At 67.0% G+C, this 18,452-nt stretch carries 16 protein-coding genes; 4 read left to right on the forward strand and 12 right to left on the reverse strand.

Features of this window, described 5'->3' with window-relative positions:
* Positions 1-84: 84 nt before the first annotated feature.
* The gene (locus tag VIF40_RS06605) at positions 85-873 is read left to right on the forward strand and encodes an NAD(P)H-dependent oxidoreductase (protein WP_331936731.1); all 789 of its coding nucleotides are present in this window, start codon (positions 85-87) and stop codon (positions 871-873) included.
* A gap of 79 nt (positions 874-952) precedes the next feature.
* Here the strand turns inward: VIF40_RS06605 and VIF40_RS06610 are convergent, their stop codons facing one another.
* From VIF40_RS06610 to VIF40_RS06645, 9 genes are all read right to left on the reverse strand, one after another.
* On the reverse strand, positions 953-3,247 hold the full coding sequence (locus VIF40_RS06610; RefSeq protein WP_331936732.1) for a TonB-dependent receptor: 2,295 nt from the start codon (positions 3,245-3,247) through the stop codon (positions 953-955).
* A gap of 78 nt (positions 3,248-3,325) precedes the next feature.
* Positions 3,326-3,646 (reverse strand): hypothetical protein, encoded by a 321-nt coding sequence (locus VIF40_RS06615; protein WP_331936733.1) that lies wholly within the window; start codon positions 3,644-3,646, stop codon positions 3,326-3,328.
* A 306-nt stretch (positions 3,647-3,952) separates the two neighbouring features.
* Positions 3,953-4,762: a class I SAM-dependent methyltransferase gene (locus VIF40_RS06620; protein ID WP_331936734.1), complete on the reverse strand. Its 810-nt coding sequence runs from the start codon at positions 4,760-4,762 to the stop codon at positions 3,953-3,955.
* A gap of 92 nt (positions 4,763-4,854) precedes the next feature.
* Positions 4,855-6,129, reverse strand: a complete 1,275-nt coding sequence (purD, locus tag VIF40_RS06625; RefSeq protein ID WP_331936735.1) for a phosphoribosylamine--glycine ligase — start codon at positions 6,127-6,129, stop codon at positions 4,855-4,857.
* Positions 6,130-6,196: 67 nt separating this feature from the next.
* On the reverse strand, positions 6,197-6,814 hold the full coding sequence (gene kdpC, locus VIF40_RS06630; protein WP_331936736.1) for a potassium-transporting ATPase subunit KdpC: 618 nt from the start codon (positions 6,812-6,814) through the stop codon (positions 6,197-6,199).
* 11 nt (positions 6,815-6,825) lie between these two features.
* Positions 6,826-8,937 (reverse strand): potassium-transporting ATPase subunit KdpB, encoded by a 2,112-nt coding sequence (gene kdpB / locus VIF40_RS06635; RefSeq protein WP_331936737.1) that lies wholly within the window; start codon positions 8,935-8,937, stop codon positions 6,826-6,828.
* 14 nt (positions 8,938-8,951) lie between these two features.
* Positions 8,952-10,661: a potassium-transporting ATPase subunit KdpA gene (kdpA, locus tag VIF40_RS06640; RefSeq protein ID WP_331936738.1), complete on the reverse strand. Its 1,710-nt coding sequence runs from the start codon at positions 10,659-10,661 to the stop codon at positions 8,952-8,954.
* A 21-nt stretch (positions 10,662-10,682) separates the two neighbouring features.
* Positions 10,683-10,769 (reverse strand): K(+)-transporting ATPase subunit F, encoded by an 87-nt coding sequence (gene kdpF / locus VIF40_RS21420; protein ID WP_414684766.1) that lies wholly within the window; start codon positions 10,767-10,769, stop codon positions 10,683-10,685.
* 161 nt (positions 10,770-10,930) lie between these two features.
* Positions 10,931-11,155, reverse strand: coding sequence for a hypothetical protein (locus VIF40_RS06645; protein ID WP_331936739.1), 225 nt, complete (start codon positions 11,153-11,155; stop codon positions 10,931-10,933).
* A 220-nt stretch (positions 11,156-11,375) separates the two neighbouring features.
* On the opposite strand from VIF40_RS06645, the gene VIF40_RS06650 reads away from it, so the two are divergent.
* The 3 genes from VIF40_RS06650 to VIF40_RS06660 all read left to right on the forward strand — a co-directional run bounded on the left by VIF40_RS06650 (position 11,376) and on the right by VIF40_RS06660 (position 15,063).
* Complete coding sequence (locus tag VIF40_RS06650) at positions 11,376-14,078, forward strand: sensor histidine kinase KdpD (protein WP_331936740.1); 2,703 nt, start codon at positions 11,376-11,378, stop codon at positions 14,076-14,078.
* Between the two features lie 160 nt (positions 14,079-14,238).
* Positions 14,239-14,565, forward strand: coding sequence for a hypothetical protein (locus tag VIF40_RS06655; protein ID WP_331936741.1), 327 nt, complete (start codon positions 14,239-14,241; stop codon positions 14,563-14,565).
* Positions 14,566-14,727: 162 nt separating this feature from the next.
* The gene (locus tag VIF40_RS06660; RefSeq protein ID WP_331936742.1) at positions 14,728-15,063 is read left to right on the forward strand and encodes a hypothetical protein; all 336 of its coding nucleotides are present in this window, start codon (positions 14,728-14,730) and stop codon (positions 15,061-15,063) included.
* A gap of 30 nt (positions 15,064-15,093) precedes the next feature.
* On the opposite strand, the gene VIF40_RS06665 is transcribed toward VIF40_RS06660, so the two are convergent.
* The 3 genes from VIF40_RS06665 to VIF40_RS06675 all read right to left on the reverse strand — a co-directional run bounded on the left by VIF40_RS06665 (position 15,094) and on the right by VIF40_RS06675 (position 18,265).
* On the reverse strand, positions 15,094-16,326 hold the full coding sequence (locus VIF40_RS06665; RefSeq protein ID WP_331936743.1) for a hypothetical protein: 1,233 nt from the start codon (positions 16,324-16,326) through the stop codon (positions 15,094-15,096).
* A gap of 119 nt (positions 16,327-16,445) precedes the next feature.
* Positions 16,446-17,675, reverse strand: a complete 1,230-nt coding sequence (queG, locus tag VIF40_RS06670) for a tRNA epoxyqueuosine(34) reductase QueG (RefSeq protein WP_331936744.1) — start codon at positions 17,673-17,675, stop codon at positions 16,446-16,448.
* Positions 17,573-18,265 (reverse strand): glutathione S-transferase family protein, encoded by a 693-nt coding sequence (locus VIF40_RS06675; protein ID WP_331936745.1) that lies wholly within the window; start codon positions 18,263-18,265, stop codon positions 17,573-17,575. The genes queG and VIF40_RS06675 overlap by 103 nt, the downstream gene beginning before the upstream one ends.
* Between the last annotated feature and the right edge of the window lie 187 nt (positions 18,266-18,452).

The raw sequence follows: 18,452 nt of genomic DNA on the forward strand, positions 1-18,452 counted from the left end.
ATTTCACATATGGCCTCCCATCGCTCAAAACAGGCTCCGAACGGCGGCGACGACAAACCGCGCCGCCGTGTGGAGACGTAATCTATGACCAAGAAGGCGCTCGTCGTTTTCGCCCATCCCGAACCGACCTCGCTGACGCGTCAGCTCGTCGACGTCACTGTCGAGACGCTGAGCGCGCGAGGTTGTGAGGTCATGCTGTCGGACCTCTATGGCATGCGCTGGAAGGCCGTGCTCGACGCCGATGATTTTCCGAGCCGCGCCGACCCGGATCGGCTGTCGTTCATTGTGGAGTCGGGTCACGCCTATTCGACCGGGCGACAGCCGGCCGATGTCGTCGCCGAGCAGGAAAAGCTCGAGCGCGCCGACGCCGTCATTCTGCAATTTCCGCTCTGGTGGTTCGGCGCGCCGGCGATTTTGAAAGGCTGGATCGAGCGCGTCTACGCGTTTGGATTCGGCTATGGCTATAAGGACGGAAGCAACCGACACCGATACGGCGACGGCGCGCTGAAAGGCAAGAGAGCGCTCGTCTCGGCTTGCGCCGGGGGCGCCGCGGCGGATTATGGATTGCGCGGCGTCAATGGCCCGATAGAGCATATTCTGTTTCCGCTGACGCATGGCGCGTTGTTCTATCCGGGAATGGACGTGCTCCCGACCCATGTCGTCTATGGCGCGGCCCATATCGCGACCGCCGCGGAGGCCGAAATGGCGAAACAGGCGTGGCGGCGTCGAGTCGAAGGTCTCTTCGAGGACGCGCCCATTCCGTTCCGATCGCAGAATGGCGGCGATTATCTCGATCGGCGCAGGTTGAGAGACGATGTCGCGCCGAGCCTCGTCGGATTGTCGGCGCATGTCGACGAGGAGAATTGGGGATGAGCGCAGCGTGTGAATGATGCGCGCGCGGAGCGGCGGCGCGCGCCTGATCTAGCGCTCACGCCGCCGCTTCGACTGCTTTTTAGAATTTGAACTTGACGCCGGCCTGCACGGCGCGCGGCTGGCCCGCATAGATCGAGCCGGTGGAATTCTGCGAGAGCACGAAGCCGGGGTTCTGAAAGCCCGAGCCGAGCGAGTTGGAGATCACCGTCGCAGAGGCGACATAGGTCCTGTCGAACACATTGCGCACCTCGATAAAGGCGGAAATGTTCTTCAAGAAGCCGATCGACACGTCGCGGTCGTAATGCAGATTGAGATTGACGAGGCCATAGCCCGGTATGGTGAGCTGATTGCCATTGTCGATGAAGTAGGAGCTCTTCAGCACATATTCCAAATAGGCGCCGACGCCTTTGAAGTCGCCCTGCGGAATGTCATAGCCGATGCGCGTCGTCAGCTCATGCGGGGCGACGCCGGGGATTTTGTTGCCTGCGCGGTCGAAATAGGAGGTCGGTCCGCGCTGCTCGGTGAATTGCGTGAAGATCTGATTATTATAGGCGTAATTGGCGAGCAGCCGCCATCCGTCGAAGGGCCGCCAGTCGAGCAGGAATTCCGCGCCGCGATGCACCGACCCCGGCGCATTATAGGTGTAGTTCTTGAGGCCGTTGCCGGGCGACTGCGTCAGCATCTCGTTCTGATACCATTCGTAGAAGCCGTTGAGCGTGACTTTCAACGTCTCCGTCGGCGTCCAGTCGAAGCCGGCGTCGAAGCCCGTGTTGCGTTGCGATTTGAGATTGGTGTTGTTGCCGTCGAGGCCTTGCTGATTGACGAAGAGGAAGCCGTATTGCGGCGTCCCATAGCCGCTGGAGGCGCGGGCGTAGAATTTCCACTCGCGATCGGGACGCCATGTCACCGAGGCTTCCGGCGCGAAATTCCAGAAGGTGCGATTGGCCGGCACGGTGGTCAGCGCGCCGGAGGGATAGGAGACGGACGAGGACAGCGCCGCGACCTTGCTCATCTCGCTCGCCAGAGCGATCACGCCGGTCACATCCGGCGCGAGCTCCAGCTCCTCGCGGAAACGCGCGCCGAGATTGGAATGCATGATCTCCTGCTTATTGGTGAGCAGCGGCCCGAGATCGCCATTGCCCCAGCCGAGGAGATTTTGTGAATAGGTGGTGAAGCGCGCGTGACTGTACCAGACGCCGAAATTGCTGGTGAGCTCGCGGCCCTGCAGCGCGCCGTGATTTGTGAGATCGGTCGAGATGTTGATCGAGGGCGCGTCGCCATAGGTGACCGGCGTGTCGATCGGCTGATAGAAATCCTTGTCGTCATAGATGAATTGCGTGCGCAGCGTCGTCTGCGCGTCGAGGTCGTGCTCCCAGCGCAGGCCCAGCATGTCGCGACGGTCGTTGCGATGCCAGCCCGATTGCAGAGCGGAGACTTGCGCCGTCGCGCCATTGGTTCCGTTGAGAAACACCGCCGTCTGGCCGCAGAGGCTGCGGCTGACGATGGTGGAAGGCGTCGGCAGGCCGTAGCAGCCGCGCTGATAGGGATTGACGTAGAATTGATTGAGCGAGAGGCGCGCCGGCACATTGGCGTAGAGCTGATTATGGACCCATTTGAAGGTGAAGCGATCGGTCGGCGTCGCCTCGTAGCTCGCCTTCAGATTGACGGTCTGTGTGTTGAAATCGGTGTGGGTCGTCGAGCCTTCGCCGCGCGCGTCGCTGGCGAAGACGGCGATGTCGAAATCGCCGTATTTCTTGCCGATCGCGGTGTAATTGGTGAAATAGCCGAAGCTGCCGGCCTCGTGGCCGGTCTCCACGCCGTCGATCTCGGCGCCCGTGCGGGTGCGGAAATTGATGGCGCCGCCATTGGCCCAATTGCCGAACAGAGCGGAAGAGGGGCCGCGATAGACGTCGACGCCCGCATAGGCGTGCGGATCGGTCGAATCGGTGCGCGAGAATCCGTCCGGCTGCGTCATGGTGAAGCCGTCCTCCAGCAGCACGATATTGCGCATCGCGCCGCCGATGCGCGCGCCGGAGCCGCGAATCGACAGCGTCATGTCGCGCGGGCCATTGCCCTGCTTGAAGGAGACGCCGGGGCTATATTCGACGAGATCGCCGATGGTGACGAGCGGCGAGGTCTTGAAATCCTCGCTCTTCACCGTGGTGAAGGTCTGGCCGGTCGGATCGCGATAGACCGGAAGCGCTTTTTTCTCGGGAGAAAATCCCGGCGCGGAGGCGTTTTGCTCCGCGCCGCGCGGGGCGCCTTCGCCGGCGACGTCGATGGAGGGAAGCGCCTCTTGCGCGGCGACTGAGGAAAGCGATGCGACGAGGAGCGCGCCGGCGGAGACGCCGCGCGAAAGCAGGGTGCGAGTCATGACGATTGTTCTCCTGGCGCGGCGCCGTCGAGCGCGCGCGGGTCTAAAGGACGGGGCGGCGGAGCCGCAGTCGACCGATCAGGAGAAAGAGGGCGGCGCGCGCGAGAGCCATGGCGTCGTCGGCAGAGCGACTCCGGCGCGGCGCGCGGCGTCGGCGCAAGGCATGGCGACGGAGGGCGTGTCGGGCGCGGCGAATTCGACGGCGCCGAGCAGGATCGCGATGAAGAGCGTCGCATCGCGGCGCGATGTCGCCTGCAGGCAGCAGCAGCCCACGCCTTGGTGTCCATGGCCGGTGTCGGAGGCGTGATGCGAGAGCGCGCAGATTTCCGGCGTCGCCGCGACGACCGAAGCCTCGTCGACAGCGACAGCGCGCGCAGCGAAGCCCGGCGCGACGCTCATCGCGAGTCCGAGAAGCACGGACAAAATCGCGACGACGCGCCCGAATGTCGGGAGCCGTTTCGCGCTGAATCGCTGTGACCGCTTCGTCATAGTCGCATAATCTGCAGCCGCCCGGAACTGTCAAGTCTCAGGCGGTGGTCGCAAGCCGGGACGACGCGCGCGCGATCAAGGCTGGCGCCGACGCTCATGCTCCCGGATCGGATCGAACATTTTCCGATCGACATGCGCCGTTGGGCTGGCCGTCTCGATCGTTGAAATGGCGTTCGAGCAAATTGCGTCATTCTCGCCGATTGGCGCGGCGTCTCTTCAGGCGAAGGTCACGCGCGTGATCGCGGGCGTGCGCTCGCGCCAGAACGCGAATCGTGAGAGCCATCGAAACGCGAGCCCGCGCCAGCCGCGATAGAATCGGTAATCCAATATCTCGACCGTCTCGATCGCCGCCCAGCTTCGCATCGTCGGCTCGATCTCGCTGTGGTCGATTCCCCAGGGCATGGGCGGAATGGTGAAATTCGGCGTGAGCCTATGGCCTTTCAGAGTCGCCTTCGAGAGCCAGCGCGGAACATGGTCGAACAGCAGATGCGCTTTCGGAAAGCGCAGCGCCATATCGTGCAGGAGCGACGCGGTCTCCTCGGGCGGGAGATACATGAACAGGCCCTGCGCCGTGACGAGGACCGCGCGCCCGGGCGGAACCTCGTCGAACCAGCGGCGGTCGAGCGCGCTCAGCGCGACATGGCGATGGCGCTCGTCGGGCTTTATGAAGCGCTCGCGTATGGCGATCGATTCCGGCAGATCCACCGTGATCCACAGCGCTCGGCCATTGTCGTCGATGCGAAACCGGTGCGTCTCCAGCCCTTCGCCGAGATTGACGATCACGCCGTCCGGATGCGCGGTCGAAAAGGCGCGTATCTCGGCGTCGAAGACGACGGCGCGGCTGGCGTGCGAGGGCTGCGCCTTGCCGAAGCTCCCCTCATAATCGTAATCGAGCGCGCGATAGATTTCGACGAGCTTTCGATCCTGCAGCAGGCCGTCCTCGCGCAACGCTTCGCCGGCGCGATTGTGCAGCGTCCACAACATGGTCTCCGGCACGCCGGTGAGATTGGGCGCGATCTTGTCCATGCGGCCTCCTCATGCAGAGCGCTCGTTCTCGAGCGCTTCCAGCGGAACCAGACGCCGATTCGGCGTTGGAACCGCGTCAAAACGAAAAGACTCTATGTCTCGCGCTCGATCGCGCGCCAACCGATATCGCGGCGACAAAAGCCCTGCGGCCAGTCGATGGCGTCGACGCCGCGATAGGCGAGCGCCTGCGCCGCGCGCACAGTGTCGCCGAGTCCGGTGACATTCAGCACGCGCCCGCCCGCGGCGAGGAGCTTGTCGCCATCCCGCCGCGTGCCGGCGTGAGTGACGACGACGCCGGCGATTTCGGCGGCGCGCTCGACGCCTCTTATTTCCGTGCCCGTCAATGGCGCTCCCGGATAGCCATTCGCCGCCAGCACGACGGTGAGCGCGGTTTGCGGCGAGAAGCGCGGCGGCGTCTGCGGCAGCGCGCCCGTCGCCGCGGCGAGCATCAGCGCGAGCAGATCGTCCTCCAGGCGCGGCAGCATGACCTGCGTCTCCGGATCGCCGAAGCGCACATTGTATTCGATGAGCTTCGGACCATCCTTCGTCAGCATCAGCCCGACGAAGAGCACGCCTTGAAAGGGCGCGCCCATCGCGCGCATGGCGCGCAGCGTCGGCGCGACGATCTTCTCCATCACGCGCGCCTCTATCTCCGCCGTGAAGCAGGGCGCCGGCGAATAGGCGCCCATGCCCCCTGTGTTCGGCCCGGTGTCGCCGTCGCCCGCGCGCTTATGATCCTGCGCGGAGGCGAAAGGCAGCGCGTGCGTCCCGTCGCAGAGCACGAAGAAGGAGGCCTCCTCGCCCTCGAGCTTTTCCTCGATCACCACCTCCGCGCCGGATTGGCCGAAGGCGCCGGAGAACATGGATTCGACCGCGCGCTCGGCCTCCTCGAGCGACTCGGCGACGACGACGCCCTTGCCGGCGGCGAGGCCGTCGGCCTTCACGACGATCGGCGCGCCTTTGTCGCGCAAATAGGCGAGCGCTTTCTGCTCGTCGTCGAAGCGCTCGTAATCGGCGGTGGGAATAGCATTCGCGCGGCAGAGGTCCTTGACGAAGCCCTTCGAGCCTTCGAGACGCGCAGCGGCCGCGGAGGGGCCGAACACGGCGACGCCCGTCTCGCGCAGAGAATCGGCGAGGCCTTCGACCAGCGGCTGCTCGGGCCCGATCACGACGAGCCCTATGTCCTGTTCCGCGCAGAAATGCACGACGGCCGCATGATCCGAAACATCGAGACGAACGAGCTCCGCGACCTCCGCCATGCCCGGATTGCCGGGCGCGGCGTAGAGCCGCGAGAGAAGCGCGCTTTTCGAGAGAGCCCGGGCGATCGCATGTTCGCGGCCGCCGGAGCCGATGAGGAGGACATTCATCGCGTGATCCGGATAAAGTGACGTCGCTCCTTCAATAGGGCCTCGCGCCTCCGGACGGAAGGGCCTCTCACCGCGACGCCTGCGCTCGCGCGAGCGTGTCCAGCGCCAGATTGAGCGCGAGCACATTGACCCGCGGCTCGCCGATGAAGCCCATGAGCCGCGGCTCGACATGCGTCTCGACCAGCGCGCGCACACGCGCCTCCGGCAGGTCGCGCGCCGCCGCCACGGCCGCGGCTTGCGCCAGCGCGAAGCGCGGCGAGATATGCGGATCGAGCCCCGAGGCGGAGGTCGTGACCGCGTCGGCCGCGACGACATCGATGCGCCCCGCCGCGAATTCCGCCTCGATCGCGGCGTCGACGCGATCGACCAGCTTTTTCGACGTCGGGCCGAGATTGGAGCCGCCGGAATTGGCCGCATTGTACGGCGCGTCGATCGTCTTGCTCGAATCATTGGGGTCCGGCGCCGTCGTCGCCGAAGGGCGGCCGTGGAAATAACGGTCGGAGGCGAAGCTCTGGCCGATCAGCGAGGAGCCGACGACGACGCCCTCGCGCGCGAGGAGGCTGCCATTGGCCCGCTCCGGAAAGGCGAGCTGCGCTATGCCGGTGATCGCCAGCGGATAGGCGAGGCCGGTGAGCAGGGTGAAGAGGACGATCATCACGATCGCCGGACGAATATGCGAGGACATGGACGGTTTCCTCAAACGAGATGAAGAGCGGTGACGACGAGGTCGATGATCTTTATGCCGATGAAGGGAACGACGACTCCGCCGAGCCCATAGATCAGCAGGTTTCGCCGCAGCAGCGACGCGGCGCCGACCGGCCGATAGGCGACGCCCTTCAGCGCGAGCGGAATGAGCGCGATGATGATCAGCGCGTTGAAGACGACCGCCGACAATATCGCCGATTGCGGCGAGGCGAGCCTCATCACATTGAGCGCGCCGAGCTCTGGATAGGTGACGACGAACAGCGCCGGGATGATGGCGAAATATTTGGCGACGTCATTGGCGATGGAGAAGGTCGTCAGCGAGCCGCGCGTCATCAAGAGCTGCTTGCCGATGGCGACGATCTCGATGAGCTTGGTCGGATCGCTGTCGAGATCGACCATGTTGCCGGCCTCGCGCGCCGCCTGCGTGCCGGTCTGCATGGCGACGCCGACATCGGCCTGCGCCAGCGCCGGCGCGTCATTGGTGCCGTCGCCGCACATTGCGATGAGGCGGCCGCCCTGCTGCTCCTTGCGGATGTAGGTGAGCTTGTCCTCGGGCGTCGCCTGGGCGATGAAATCATCGACGCCGGCCTCCGAGGCGATGGCCGCCGCGGTGACCGGATTGTCGCCCGTCACCATCACCGTCTTTATGCCCATGGCGCGCAGCTCGGCGAAGCGCGCCTTTATGTCGGGCTTGATGATGTCCTTCAAATGCACGACGCCGAGCAGCCGTCCATTCTCGCTGACGGCGAGCGGCGTGCCGCCGGCGCGCGAGATGCGCTCCACCGCGCGGGTGAAATCCTCGGGGGCGCGAAGCGGCGAATGTCCCGCGCGCTCCAGAATCTCGGCGACGGCGCCGCTCATGCGCGCGGCCGCGGGGGCGTCGCGCTCGCCGCTCGCATCGGTCTGAGCGAGTATGGCGTCGACGGCGCCCTTGCGCAGCGAGCGGCCCGGCAGATCGACGCCGGACATGCGCGTATGCGCGGTGAAGGGCACGACGCGCGCGTCGTGTCCGAGCTCCGGCGCCGCGAGGCCGTAGCGGCTGCGCGCCAGCGCGACGATGGAGCGGCCTTCCGGCGTCTCGTCGGCGAGCGAAGCCAGCAGCGTCGCCTCGGCGAGCGCGTGCTCGTCGACGCCGCCGACGGCGACGAGCTCATCCGCCATGCGATTGCCGAAGGTGATGGTCCCCGTCTTGTCGAGCAGCAGCGTGTCGACATCGCCGGCCGCCTCCACCGCGCGTCCCGATGTGGCGATGACATTGAAGCGGATGAGCCGATCCATGCCGGCGATGCCGATCGCCGACAACAGGCCGCCGATCGTCGTCGGAATGAGGCAGACGAGCAGCGCCGCGAGCACGGTGAGCGACAGCACGGTTCCCGAATAGCGCGCGAGCGGCCACAGCGTCACGCAGACGATGAGGAAGATGATCGTCAGCCCCGACAGCAGGATCGACAGCGCGAGCTCGTTCGGCGTCTTCTGCCGCTCGGCGCCTTCGACGAGCGCGATCATGCGGTCGATGAAGGTCGAGCCCGGCGCCGCGGTGATCTTCACCTCGATCCAATCGGAGAGCACGGTCGTGCCGCCGGTGACCGCCGAGCGGTCGCCGCCGGCCTCGCGAATGACCGGCGCGGATTCGCCGGTGATGGCGGATTCATTGACCGAGGCGACGCCCGCGATCACCTCGCCGTCGCCGGGGACGAGATCGCCCGCCTCGACGCGCACGACGTCGCCGATCCGCAAATCGAGCGCCGAGATCGTCTCGACGCCGCCGCCTTTGCGCAGCTTCGCCTTGGCGTCGCTGCGCGTGCGGCGCAGCGCGTCGGCTTGCGCCTTGCCGCGTCCTTCGGCCACCGCTTCCGCGAAATTGGCGAAGAGCACGGTGAACCACAGCCAGGCGGCGATCTGACCGGAGAACAGCGAATCGCCGTCCTCGGCGACGAGATCGCGGAGGAAGAGAATCGTCACCACGGCGGAGACGACTTCCGTGACGAAGATCACCGGATTGCGCGCCAGCTTGCGCGGATCGAGCTTGCGGAAAGCGTCGATCGCGGCGCGGCGCAGAATGGCCCGATCGAGCAGGCCGGGCGCGGAGACTTTCGAAGACATTGCGGGAACTCCGTTCAGAAGAGCTTGCCGGCCTGCAGTAGGAAATGCTCGACGATGGGGCCGAGCGCGAGCGCAGGGAAATATTGCAGCAGATAGAGGATGACGATGACGCCGATCAGCAATCCGACGAACAGCGGACCATGCGTCGGGAAGGCGCCGATCGACGTGGGCGCGCGCTTTTTCTGCGCGAGCGCGCCGGCGATGGCGAGCACCGGAATCACATAGGCGAAGCGGCCGAACGCCATGGCGAGGCCGAGCGTGGTGTTGTACCAGAGCGTGTTGCCGGAGAGCCCCGCGAAGGCCGAGCCATTATTGTCGGTCGTCGAGGCGAAGGCGTAGAGAATTTCCGAGAGCCCGTGCGGGCCGGCGTTGTTGAGACTGTCGAGCGCTGTCTTCAGCATCACCGAAGCGGCGGAGAAGCCGAGCACGCAGAGCGGATAGACGAGCACGGCGAGCATGGCGAGCTTCATCTCGCGCGTCTCGATCTTCTTGCCGAGATATTCCGGCGTGCGGCCGACCATCAGGCCGGCGACGAAGACGGCGACGACGACGAGCACGAGGAAGCCATAGAGTCCCGCGCCGACGCCGCCGGGCGCGATCGAGCCCATCAGCATATTGAAGAGCGGCACGAGTCCGCCGAGCGGCATGAAGGAATCATGCATGGAATTGACCGCGCCCGCGCTGGTGCCGGTCGTCGCGGCGGCGAAGAGCGCGCTGGTCGCGACGCCGAAGCGTAGCTCCTTGCCTTCCATATTGCCGGGCGAAGGATCGACGCCGATCTCGGTGAGCAGCGGATTGCCGCCGGCCTCCGCCCAATAGGCGACGGCGATTCCGGCGACGAGCACGATCATCATCGTGATGGCGATCGCGCGTCCCTGACGAATGTCGCCGACGACGCGGCCGAAGGCGAAAGCGAGCGAGAAGGGAATGACGAGCAGCGCCCATATCTCGAGAGAATTGGCGATGGCGTCCGGGCTTTCGTACGGATGCGCGGAATTGGCGTTGAAGAAGCCGCCGCCATTGGTTCCGAGCTCCTTGATCGCCTCCTGGCTGGCGACCGGGCCGATCGAGATGATCTGCTTTGCGCCCTCGAGCGTCGTCGCCTCCAGCGAGCCTGCGAGCGTCTGCGGCACGCCGAGCGCGGCGAGCGCGAGCGCGAGGATGATTGCGAGCGGCAGCAGCACATAGAGAATCGAGCGCGTGAGATCGACCCAGAAATTGCCGATCGTCGGCGATTGCGCGCGCGCGAAGCCCCGCGCCAGCGCGAAAGCCATGGCGAGTCCGGTGGCGGCGGAGAGGAAATTATGCACGGTGAGGCCGAGCATCTGCGTGAGATGACTCATCGTCGTCTCGCCGCCATAGTTCTGCCAGTTCGTATTGGTGACGAAGCTGATCGACGTGTTGAAGGCGAGATCGGGCGGGACCGGATCGAATCCCTGCGGATCGAGCGGCAGCAGATGCTGGAATCGTTGCAGCGCATAGAGCGAGACGAAGCCGGCCAGGCTGAAGACGAGCATGGCGATGGCGTAAGAGAGCCAGCTCTGCTCGCGCGTCGGATCGACGCCCGATAATTTATAGAAAAGCCTCTCGACCGGCGCGAGCAGCGGCGAGAGGAAATTGCGCTGGCCCGAGAGCACGCGCGCGACATAGGCGCCGAGCGGGACCGCCGCGGCCAGAACGGCGGCGAGCACGATCGCGATTTGCGCCAGTCCAATGGCGTTCATTGCAGAGTCCTTTGTAAAAACTCAGAACTTTTCGGGATGAAGGAGCGTGTAGACGAGATAGGCGCCGAGCAGGACGGCGACGCCCAAGCCGAGAACGGGTTCGAGCATGAGCTGCTCCTTTCACAATCGTCCGCAGAAACGCGCATAGGCTCCCATCAGCGCAAAGAAGATGGCGCTGAGGCAAAGATAGACGAGGTCGAGCATGGGTCGGCTCCGTGACAGAGGGATGCGCTTCAGGCTTTTGCGAGACTTCAGGCTTTTGCGAGATTTCAGGCTTTTGCGAGACTTCGGCTCGACAGGCGTGCGCCGGCGTAGCGCATCTTCATGCGGCGACGGCGCAAGCGCAGGAGAAGCGCGCGCAAGAGGAGCGCGCCTGCGCCTTCGCGCTCGGTCGTGAGCTTGCGGCTCCACGCGGTTCGATAGATGCGCCAAGCAGCGGCATAGGCCGCGACGAGCGATAGAGCGGCGATCGCCGCGCTGATGATCTGGAACATTCTCGCCACTCCTCAAAAGGGTCGACGGCGGCAGAATGCGCCGCTCGGCCATAAAGGAGCCATTCGCGATTCGACCGATCGTATAAGGGCTTCATAAAGATCGGGCGAAGGCGGCGATTTTCACCGCCATGCGCTTGCGCGCGCGGCGCGTCCCGAGCATTTTCTGTCGGCGGACCACGAGCGTCGCGAGAGCGGCGAGAGATTGCGAGAGTAGAGAGAGATGGCGGAGGCGGGAGGCGATTTCGAACGCCGGCCAGACCCGGATGCGCTGCTGGCGCTCGCGGATCGGGAGAAGCGCGGCAGGCTGCGCGTCTTTCTCGGCGCGGCGCCCGGCGTCGGCAAGACCTACGCCATGCTCGCCCGCGCCCGCGCGCTGAAGGCCGACGGCGTCGATGTCGTCATCGGCCTCGTCGAGACCCATGGGCGCGGCGAGACGGAAGCGCTGGTGGAGGGGCTCGAAGCGCTGCCGCGGCGCAAGATCGACTATCGCGGCCGCACGCTCGAGGAATTCGACGTGGACGCCGCGCTGGCGCGCCATCCGGCGCTCATCGTCGTCGACGAGCTGGCGCACAGCAATGCGCCCGACAGCCGTCATCCGAAGCGCTGGCAGGATGTGGAGGAGCTGCTCGATTCCGGCGTCGATGTCTGGACAGCGCTCAACATTCAGCATCTCGAGAGTCTCGCCGACATCGTCTCGCGCATCACCGGCGTCGCGGTGCGCGAGACCGTGCCCGATCGCGTGCTGCAGGATGCGGCCGAGGTCGTGCTCGTCGATGTGACGCCCGACGAGCTGCTGCAGCGGCTGCGCGAGGGCAAGGTCTATGTGCCCGATATGGCGCGTCGCGCCGTGCAGCATTTCTTCACGCCGCGCAATCTCACCGCGTTGCGCGAGCTGGCGCTGCGCCGCACGGCCGAGCGCGTCGACGATCAGATGGTCGATTATCTGCGGCAGAATGCGATCGAAGGCCCTTGGGCGACCTCCGAGCGCCTGCTCGTCTGCGTCGGCGGCGACAGTCTGGCGGAGCCGGTGGTGCGCGCCGGCGCGCGTCTCGCGACCGGCCTCAACGCGCCCTGGATCGCGCTGCATGTCGAGCGCATCGGCGAGGAGGAGCAGGACCCGGAGCGCGCGCGTCGCATCGACGAGGCGCTGCGTCTCGCCGAGCGTCTCGGCGGCGATGTGGAGCGGATCGGCGGGCGTGATCTCGCCGGGGAGGCGCTGCGATTCGCGCGGCGCGAGAACATCACGCAGATCGTCGTCGGCCGCAGCCGCGCGGGGCTTCTGGCCAGGCTGCGGCGCAAGTCGCTGACCGACGAGATCGTGCGGCGCTCCGACGACATCGCCGTGCAGGTCATCACCGAGGGCCGCGAGCAAGCCGCGGAGGAGCCGCGCCGGCCGGCGCCGCAGCGCGCGCATCGCGCGTTCTGGCGCGGGCTCGGCGCGACGCTCGCGTCCGTCGCCTGCGCGGCTCTCGTCGCCTGGCCGCTCGACGTGTGGCTCAGCCTGCCCAATCTGGCGATGATTTTCCTCGCCTCGGTCGTGTTCTGCGCGCTGGCGGCCGGCGTCTGGTCCGGTGTGGCGGCGGCGACCCTCTCGTTTTTCGCCTTCGATTTTTTCTTCGTCGATCCACGCTACGAATTCACCATTTCGCAGCCGCACGAATTCCTGTCGCTGCTCGTCTATACATTCGTCGCCATTGTGACGGGCACGCTCGCCGGCCGCGTGCGCGAGCAATCGCGGGCGATGCGCGCGCGGGCGGAGGCGGCGCAATCGCTGTTCGAATTCTCGCGCAAATTATCGAGCGCCGCCTCGCTCGACGAGGTTCTCTGGGCGGCGGCGGTCCATGCGCAAAAGGCGCTCGACGCGAAATGCGTGATTCTGCTGGTGCCCGACGAGGGCGAATTGACGATCTCCGCCGCCTGGCCGCCCATCGATCGATTGGACGCCAAGGAGGCGGGCGCGGCGCGCTGGGCCTATGAGCGGGCCGAGCCCGCGGGACTGCGCAGCGGCACTCTGCCCAACATACGATTCGCGTTTCGTCCGCTCGCCACGACGCGCGGCGTCGTGGCGGTGATCGGCCTCGAGCCGAAGAATGCGGAGGAGACGCCCTCCGCGCAGAACGAGAGAATGCTGACCGCCATTCTCGAGCAGACCGCGATCGCCGTCGACCGCTCGCTGCTCGTCGGCGAATCGGTGCGCGCGGCCGCGCTCGAGGAAAACGAGAAGCTGCGCACGACGCTGCTCGCCTCGCTCTCGCATGATCTGCGCACGCCGCTCGCCTCCATCACCGGCGCGGTGACGAGCCTGCGGCAGCTCGGCGACCGGCTCGCCGATGCGGATCGTGTCGATCTGCTCGCCTCGATCGAGGAGGAGGCGGCGCGTCTGTCGCGCTTCGTCGTCAATCTTCTGGACATGTCGCGCATCGAATCGGGCGCGCTGGCGCCGCGTCGCGAGCTGGTCGACGTCGGCGAGGCGGCGCGCGCCGCGGTCGAGCGCAGCCGGAAGGAGTTTCCGCAGCTGAAGGTCGCGGTGAGCCTCGCGCCGGACTTGCCGGCGATCCGCGGCGACGCCGGCCTGCTCGGGCAGGTTTTGTTCAATCTGCTCGACAATGCGAACAAATATGGCGGCGGCCAGGCCTCGGTCTATGCGCGGCGCGACGGCGGCGATCTGCTGCTCACCGTGACCGATGAAGGGCCGGGCGTGAAGCCGGGCGATCTCGAGCGTATTTTCGAGAAATTCTACCGCGGCGGCCGCGTCGACGGCCGCAAGGCGGGCACCGGCCTCGGCCTCTCCATCTGCCGTGGCCTGGTCGAGGCGATGGGCGGAACCATCGTCGCGCAGAGCCCGGCGATCCGCCGCAAAGGCACGCGCATCGTGCTGCGTTTCCCGGCGCCGGAGCAGCCGCGGCGCGACGCTGTGGCGTGAACGCATCACTCGCCGAAAATCGATTTGGCGTGAGCGTCGCGGCCACGTTTTCGCCGTTCATTTACGTTTTCTGGCTTTTATCGACGCGCGCGGCGCGCAGAGGGCGCGACTCGGGGACAAGCCGTCCGAGCAGAGCCCCCGGGGGGTCATGGAGAGAGTCATGAAGGAGATTTCGGCACGGAAAATCGCGGGCGCTTTCGTCGCGCTCGGCCTCGGCGTCGCGCCTCTGGCGACCGCCACGCCGGCCGCCGCGAGCGATCCCGGCGCGGCCATTGCGGCGGGCATCGGCGGCTTCGCGCTCGGCGCGCTCGCCGGCAGCGCGGCGCGTCCGGTTCCGCCGCCGCCGCCCTATTATGGCGCCCCGGCCTATTATCCGGCGCCCGTCTATGAAGCGCCGCCGCCCTATCGTTGCTGGCGCGAGCGTCGCCCGGTGTTCGACGAATATGGCGTCGTCGTCGGCTATCGCCCGACTCGCGTCTGCGAGTGAGCGCGGGGCGAGGCGTCGCGTCTCGCCTTCCCTCGCCTTTCGGATTCTACGGTCCCTGCAACCCTGACCGACGTCGCCGCGTTACAGCCCATGAGAGGCGCGGCCGTCGCTTGTTCGGGGAGATCTTGGCTCCCGTCGGCCCGTCGCCGGGAGCGTCGCATCATGGCCGTATCGCGTAAGTTCTCCTTCATCTCCAATTCGCGCGCTCTCGTCGGCGTGACCGTCGCCGTCGGCCTCGGCGCGGCGCTCGCGGCCACGCCGTCGCTGGGCGCGCGCTCGGACGCGCCCATCCTCGCGGCTCCCGTCCTCGCGGCTCCGATCGAGCGCGCAGCCTTCGGCGACAGCGCGACGGCGTTGCGGCCTTTCGGCTCCGGTCCGGCCATTCTGGTCGGCCGCGCCTATGGCGCCGACGACGAGGATTGCGTGCTGGCCGTCACGCGAATCGAAGGCTCCGACGGCGAGGTCAGCGTGGCCCGCGGCATCGCCTGCCCGCAGTGAGCGGAAAACAGTGAGCGGCGCGGCGCAGGCTCAGCGCACGACGATGCGGCCCATGCCCCAATTGGGCTCGACGCGCGGACGACGCGTGCGGAACTGACCTTTCAGCACTAGCGCGAAGGCGATGGCGTCGAGGCCGGCGAGCGTCAGCCACCAGAGCTGCTCGGCCGCCGGGCCCAGCACGCAGATCGTCAACCCCGTCGCCAATCCTCCGAGCAGAAAGGGTGCGAGCACCGGCCGCGTCCGCCCGATGATATAGAAGGCGCGGGCGACGATGGCCGCGAGGCCGAACGCGCCGAGAATTCCGAGATCGAACCAGACCTGGAACAGCAGGCTGCGCGGCGTGTCCGGATAGAGATAATGGCCGGCGACGCCGAATGTCGCCGCGCCGAAGCCATGGCCGATGAGCAGGCGCGGCCCGTCATTGGCGATGATCCGCCCCCAGGTCTCGAGCGGCGCGGCGAAGGCGGGCAGGCGTTCTTGCGCGACGAGATGCACGAGCATCGGCGCCAGCGGCGCGAGCAGGATCAGAGCCGCCGAGACGATCGCCAGCAGCGCGCCGGCGCGGCGCGCCTTGCCGAAGGAGAGCGCCAGCACGAGCGCGCCGGCGATGAGCGCCGGCAAAACATTGGGCGCGCGCGCCAGCAGGCAGGCCGAGACGCTGACGAGAGCGACGACGGAGGCCGAGACCCAGCGGCCGCGTAGCGCCAGCGCGCCGAGCGCCGGCCAGATCGCCAGCGCCAGGCCGAGGCCGGCGCGTTGCAAGGCGTCGCTGTCGAGATCGACCGGCTGATCGCCGCCGGCCGCCGACAGCAGCGCGACGGCCGCGAGCGCCGCGGCGGCGGCTCCGGTGCCGATCGGCAGTAGATTGAGATTGGAGGTCTTGGTGCGCGCCGGCAGCAGCGCGCAGGCCGCGGCGACCAGCGCCAGCGTGGCGGCGCTCTTGGCGAATCGCTCGGCCGGTCCGGCGCTGAAGGGCGTCCAGGCCAGCGACAGTCCCGTCCAGCCGACGAAGAAGAAAGCGGCCAGCGCCGTCGGCGTCAGCGCCAGCGCGGCGATCTCTCGCAACCGCCGCGTTCCCGGCGCGAGGCTGGCGGAGAGCAGCAGCAGAGCGGCGCCGATGGGCAGCAGAATATAGATCGTCTGCTGCGTCAGGATCGGCGCGAGCTGCGAGATGATGAACAGCAGCATGATGCTGAGACGCGCCAGGAGGCGCGCGGCCTCGGCAGCCGGATCGTCAATTGTGCGTCGCGATACATTGGACATGGCGGCGGCGTTCGGCGTAAGGCGCGCGCCCGAAAGGCGGCGCGGAGAACTCTACTGTTTGTGGTTCGGCGAATCCATGGACGCGCCGGCGTTGCGCCGCGGCAATCTGCGCCGCGGCGTCACTTTTTCGAGAGGTGTGTCTCTTTTGCCCACTCCTCGCGCACGGCGGCCTCGGTCTCGCTGGGGAGAACCTTCCCGGCGAGTTTGGCGAAATCTCCCGCGGGCAGGAGCCGCGCCAGCGCCCACACCGCCGCGCCGCGCGCCAGCGGCGAAGAATCGCCGAGCAAGGGCTCGACCGCAGCGGCGAGCGCGGGACGTTTCGAATTGCCGATGGCGATCGCCACATTGCGGCGAAAGCGGGCATGGCCGAGGCGCTTGACCGGCGTTCCCGCGAACATTGCGCGAAAGCCCGGATCGTCGAGCGCGGCGAGATCGGCGAGCGCGGGCGCGGAGAGCTCCTCGCGCAACGCGAGCTTGGCGTCGCGCGCGCCTTGCGCGAATTTGTTCCACGGGCAGACGGCGAGACAATCGTCGCAGCCGAACACGCGATTGCCGATCGCTTCTCGAAACTCGCGCGGAATCGGGCCTTTGTGCTCGATGGTGAGATAGGCGATGCAGCGTCGCGCATCGAGCCGATAGGGCGCCGGAAAAGCCTTCGTCGGGCAGATGTCGAGGCATTTGCGGCAGGAGCCGCAATGGTCCTGCTCGGGCGCGTCGGGCTCCAGCGCCAGATCGGTGAAGATCGCGCCGAGCAGCAGCCAGGAGCCGAAGCGCCGCGAGACGAGATTGGTGTGCTTGCCCTGCCAGCCGAGTCCGGCGGCCTGGGCCAGTGGCTTCTCCATCACCGGCGCCGTGTCGACGAACACCTTCACCGCGCCGCCGCCCGCCTGCGCCAGCAGAAAGCCGGCGAGCTGCTTCAGCCGGCCCTTGACGACCTCGTGATAATCGCGCCGACGGGCGTAGAGCGAGATCGCGCCGCGGTCGCGCTCGGCCAGCGTCGCGAGCGGGTCGCCCGGCGCGCCGTAATCGACGCCGAGCATGATGATCGAGCGGGCTTGCGGCCACAGCGCTTCGGGCGACGCGCGGCGATCGGCGGTCTCGGCCATCCAGCCCATATCGCCATGGGCGCCGGCGGCGAGCCATTCGGCGAGGCGGGCGGGCGCCCCGGCCGGAGCGCGCGCGGCCGTGATGGCGCAGAGATCGAAGCCGAGCTCCAGCGCGCGGCGGCGCAGCGCCTCCTCTACGGTCAGAAGTCCAGCTCGGCGTAGACCGGCCCCGGCGTCATGCCCGGCGTGCGATCGGCCAGCAGGGGCCGGAACGCCGGCCGCGATTTGATCCGCTGATACCAATGCTTGACCGTCTCGTCCTCGTCCCATGGCACGTCGCCCAGATAGTCGACGCAGGAGAGATGGGCCGCCGCCGCGAAATCCGCATAGGTCAGGGATTCGCCCGCCAGCCAGCGCCGCGCCTCGGTCAGATAGCCGATATAGCGGATATGGGGACGCAGATTGGCGCGTGCGACCCGCAGCAGGTCCATGTCCGGCGCGCCGCCGCCGATCTCGGGAGCGAGAAAGCGCTTGTAGACTTTTTCGGTGACCAGATAATTCGTCACCTCGTCGAAGAATTTGACGTTGAACCAATCGATCAGCCGGCGCGTCTCGACGCGCTCGCGCAGCCCGCGCGGCATCAGCCGCAGGCCGGTGAAATCGCTCGGCAGGCAATCCTCGAGATATTCGACGATGACGCTCGCGCCCGCAATCACGCTTCCGTCGTCGTCGACGAGCAGCGGCGTCCGGCCGGCGGGGTCGAGCATCAGAAACTCGCGCCGCCGTTCCGCCGCTCTCTCCTCGATCAGCGTCGTCTCGATCCCATATTCGGCGAGAATCAGTCGCACGAAGCGGGAATGGGGGCAGAGCGGATGATGATAAAGAGTGGGCATGGAGCCGTGAGGTGACGGCGAAACGCCGGAGACGGGGACAGGCCGCGCGCAAGCGGAGCCGTCCGTATATGTCGGCGCGCGCGGCGCGACAAGCGCGGAGATCGGGCGCCGAACCCGCGCAATTTTGCTCCAATTGGTTGAAAATAATCCGCTTCGCGCCGAGCTGAAGGGGCGCCCGCGAAACCGG

The sequence above is a fragment of the Methylosinus sp. genome (assembly GCF_036560965.1).
Classification (GTDB): Bacteria; Pseudomonadota; Alphaproteobacteria; order Rhizobiales; family Beijerinckiaceae; genus Methylosinus.

Coding starts and splice junctions, on each gene's coding strand:
- VIF40_RS06610 (WP_331936732.1), bottom strand. CDS start 3,247: ATGACTCGCACCCTGCTTTCGCGCGGCGTCTCCGCCGGCGCGCTCCTC.
- VIF40_RS06665 (WP_331936743.1), bottom strand. CDS start 16,326: ATGTCCAATGTATCGCGACGCACAATTGACGATCCGGCTGCCGAGGCC.
- VIF40_RS06620 (WP_331936734.1), bottom strand. CDS start 4,762: ATGGACAAGATCGCGCCCAATCTCACCGGCGTGCCGGAGACCATGTTG.
- kdpC (WP_331936736.1), bottom strand. CDS start 6,814: ATGTCCTCGCATATTCGTCCGGCGATCGTGATGATCGTCCTCTTCACC.
- VIF40_RS06615 (WP_331936733.1), bottom strand. CDS start 3,646: ATGAGCGTCGCGCCGGGCTTCGCTGCGCGCGCTGTCGCTGTCGACGAG.
- kdpB (WP_331936737.1), bottom strand. CDS start 8,937: ATGTCTTCGAAAGTCTCCGCGCCCGGCCTGCTCGATCGGGCCATTCTG.
- VIF40_RS06675 (WP_331936745.1), bottom strand. CDS start 18,265: ATGCCCACTCTTTATCATCATCCGCTCTGCCCCCATTCCCGCTTCGTG.
- kdpF (WP_414684766.1), bottom strand. CDS start 10,769: ATGCTCGAACCCGTTCTCGGCTTGGGCGTCGCCGTCCTGCTCGGCGCC.
- VIF40_RS06650 (WP_331936740.1), top strand. CDS start 11,376: ATGGCGGAGGCGGGAGGCGATTTCGAACGCCGGCCAGACCCGGATGCG.
- VIF40_RS06605 (WP_331936731.1), top strand. CDS start 85: ATGACCAAGAAGGCGCTCGTCGTTTTCGCCCATCCCGAACCGACCTCG.
- kdpA (WP_331936738.1), bottom strand. CDS start 10,661: ATGAACGCCATTGGACTGGCGCAAATCGCGATCGTGCTCGCCGCCGTT.
- VIF40_RS06655 (WP_331936741.1), top strand. CDS start 14,239: ATGAAGGAGATTTCGGCACGGAAAATCGCGGGCGCTTTCGTCGCGCTC.
- VIF40_RS06645 (WP_331936739.1), bottom strand. CDS start 11,155: ATGTTCCAGATCATCAGCGCGGCGATCGCCGCTCTATCGCTCGTCGCG.
- VIF40_RS06660 (WP_331936742.1), top strand. CDS start 14,728: ATGGCCGTATCGCGTAAGTTCTCCTTCATCTCCAATTCGCGCGCTCTC.
- purD (WP_331936735.1), bottom strand. CDS start 6,129: ATGAATGTCCTCCTCATCGGCTCCGGCGGCCGCGAACATGCGATCGCC.